General features: G+C 33.1%; 4 protein-coding genes and 1 pseudogene. All 5 read right to left on the reverse strand.

Annotated elements, in window-relative coordinates; translation table 11 throughout:
- A pseudogene (locus AAON49_RS00160) lies at positions 1-438 on the reverse strand (hypothetical protein); the annotation flags it as partial.
- Between the two features lies 1 nt (position 439).
- Positions 440-1,024 carry a DUF2911 domain-containing protein gene (locus AAON49_RS00165; RefSeq protein ID WP_349551745.1) on the reverse strand — a complete coding sequence of 195 codons (585 nt, stop codon included), beginning with the start codon at positions 1,022-1,024 and terminating at the stop codon, positions 440-442.
- 2 nt (positions 1,025-1,026) lie between these two features.
- Entirely contained in the window at positions 1,027-1,764 is a 738-nt protein-coding gene (locus tag AAON49_RS00170; protein WP_349551747.1) for a heavy-metal-associated domain-containing protein, read from the reverse strand.
- On the reverse strand, positions 1,761-2,465 hold the full coding sequence (locus tag AAON49_RS00175; protein WP_349551749.1) for an acetolactate decarboxylase: 705 nt from the start codon (positions 2,463-2,465) through the stop codon (positions 1,761-1,763). Before AAON49_RS00175 ends, AAON49_RS00170 begins: the two co-directional genes overlap by 4 nt.
- Before the next feature lie 4 nt (positions 2,466-2,469).
- Positions 2,470-3,176 (reverse strand): TolC family protein (locus AAON49_RS00180; protein WP_349551750.1); only part of this gene is annotated, 707 nt, incomplete at its 5' end.

Raw genomic sequence — 3,176 nt, forward strand, 5'->3', positions numbered from 1 at the left:
AGGAAGTAACTTTTCTCGATACTCATGATGCTTTCCTGCCTCTGTTATTTTTTCAATGGAAGCAACTTCTAAACCTTCCTTCATATAGTTTTTGGCAACATATAAAGCTTCGTCTTTAGTTAATTCATTTTTCTTTTGACCAGACCTAGCATTGTACAATGTCTCTTTATTAATAAAGTAATAAGGTTCCCTATTAATATCTCGTATCTCTACAGTCTTAATAGACTCCGAAATATGCAATGAGGTTGGACTCAACAGACTATCAAAAGCCATAGGTTGATACTCTAGATTCTTATAATGGTCTCCATGAATATCATCAATATCTGTCCAGCTGAAATACAAGCCACTAATTGTCCAAAACAAAAACTGAATTCCAAGAAAAAGCCCTAGATATCTATGAACCTTTCTAATCTTTAATGATGTTTGTCTGTTGACCATACTATTCTTTTATTTGAAATGGAAAATGTATGGTTACCTTCTCCCAACTCAAAGAAATAGTTCCCTGAGTATCACCAGTCTTCTTTACTTCATATGTAAGATGTTCAGTATTCTCATCTGAAAGCTCTGGTTTTACTTTAAATCGTAAAACATCGTCTTTTGCATCATACTCATCTTTTCCATGTTGATCCCAATTTGTATTGAAAATAACCGTCCATTCTTCTTTAGATGGAATGGTAAAGATTCCATATTTCCCAGTTTTCAATATTTTTCCATCTATGGATACATCTTTATTGGTTTCTAACCAAGTGGCTTTATGAGCTCCAGACTGCCATACTTCATCATAAGCCAACAACCCTCCAAAGATGATTCTTCCTCTTACTCCTGGAGAAGAGTAATCAATATGAACATGCGCATCTCCAACCATAGCCATTGCATAGGTGTGTGGACTTAGCACTTTTTTCTTCGATGTTTCTTTCTTTTCAACTTGATGATGTTGATGTTCGTCTTTTACTTCTTTTTTATGTTCACTTTTACAGCTAAAAAGTAGCACGGCTATAAACGTTATCTGTAGTAAATTTTTCATTGTTATATAATATTAGTTAGCATTAATATCGCCATTACTATCATAATGGCATTTTCAATAAATGTAGCTTCGGTCATAGGTAGCTTTAAGGCAGTTCCCAAACAAGCACATCGTATTGATTTTTTATCTAAGAGTGTCTTTGTCACTCCAATGGTTGTAATTCCTAGAATAACCAACGTAACCCAAAGCGCTATATTTGTCTCAAATCGCATCAAGAACATCAGCCCTAAAGAAGTTTCTATAAAAGGATAGATGGTTGCATATATTGATATCTTCTTTGCCAAAGGGTCATACATTCTAAAAGAATCAGGAAACCCTTTCAAATCCAGCATTTTGAAAAAACTAAAGACAATATAAAACAGCCCCATAAAATCGAACATAAAGCCTGTCCAATTCCAATCTTTATAATTCAACAATATGCTTGCTGTAGTGATATAAAAGATAATCAGAAACAGCGGTTTTAGCTGCTGGAGTTTGGATGTTGAATCTTCAATCATGTAATCTGAAGAAATCGATTCTATAGCGTGTTTTTCTTTTACTTTTTCAGTAATCATATACTTTTCAGGAAGTGCTTTTTGGAGTGTTTCTGATGATACGTGGCTATTCATCTGAACCTCTGCTTCTCCTTTTTCTAAATCAACTGTAACACTCGTTACTTCTTTTACTTCTGATAAATATTTTTCAACAGAGGCTTTACAGCCTCCGCAAGTCATTCCTGTTACTTTATATGTATGCTTCATAGTTTTGGTAATTTTAATATGATTGAATCCTTGATTTTCAAATCATCCACATGACCTGCCAAGCTTTGATCTTTTGATGTAAAGTGCATGTGAACATTTGAACTATGATGCGTAAAAATGGCTTTATGTTTGTTCGAGTAGAACCCTAGAATACGAACATTTTCATTGGTTATAATTCCATTTAAACCTGACTCTTGATGTTTTTTATGTGTATGAACTGAATCCTTTGGATTCCAATTAATCACATGCCATTGTAATTCTGAAATTTTTCCCTCAAGAATAAATGGAAAAGGTTTCTCGGTATCTAAGCCCACTTTTTTCGCTTCATTCATAAGTAGACTTTCTAAATCGGTTTTGGATGCAAAATTGAATAAAGAATTTTCTACCCATTTTTCTACTTGTGTGTACACCAATAAACTAGCGGAACCTTCTATTTCATTTTCAATGACGACTGTACTATCTTTTACCGTACTACTCTGACTTACTCCTTCGAATATCTGTATCTCTCCTTGCAATCCTTCAAAAGCTCCCAAAGCATATAAATGCTTTTTCTGTGATAATGTATCTAGATCTATTGTTTTAGAAATATCACCTGACATCATTGTTCGTAGTGCACCAGAATGATATACGTTAGGTAGTTCTCCCTTCTTATCACAAGAAAGAAATGTTCCAATTACAAATAAAATAATTACTGCTCTCATAAAATTACATGCTTAAATAGTTAATAATCGTACTCTGCATATAAAAACCCTTGATGGCTTCTATCTGTTTCATTTGAAATTTTAACTGCAATTCTTGTATGTCTAGAACATCGTTAAAGTTGATGGTTCCAGATTCATAACTCTTCAAAAGAATTTGTTCAGCATTGTCTGCTTTTTCTAGGTTTCTTTTGTAAGTATCAAAGCTTATTTTAGATGCAACTCTTTCATTAATTGCAACATCTAGCATCCCCATTAATTTATTTTGACGAGCTTGCTTGTCGAACAACAATTCTTCTTGTTTCAATTGATTTTGCTTCGTTTTTGACGAATACTTTTTGTTGAAAATTGGAATTGATAAAGAAACCATAGGCATCACGATGTCTTTTCCATTATCAGAAAAACTCATATTCGGACGTTCAGAAACAGCGACATAATCCAGTCCAAAACCAATCATAGGTTTTTGTTCTTTTTGATTGAGTAGTTCTGATTGTTCAACTGACTTATATAATTTATCATACTTCAACAATTCTGGATGAAGTGACAAATTATCTGTACTAACAACATCCAAAGATTTTGGCATTACTAAAGAGTCTAAAACTTCAATTTTGAAATTCTTTTCCCTATTTAGAAGAGTATTCACTTGAGTTTGTTCTGATAAAAACTGCTGTTCCAGTACTTCTATCAACTGTTCTAAATCATTTTGTCTTATTT

The sequence above is a fragment of the Pseudotenacibaculum sp. MALMAid0570 genome (assembly GCF_040151415.1).
Taxonomy (GTDB): domain Bacteria; phylum Bacteroidota; class Bacteroidia; order Flavobacteriales; family Flavobacteriaceae; genus Polaribacter.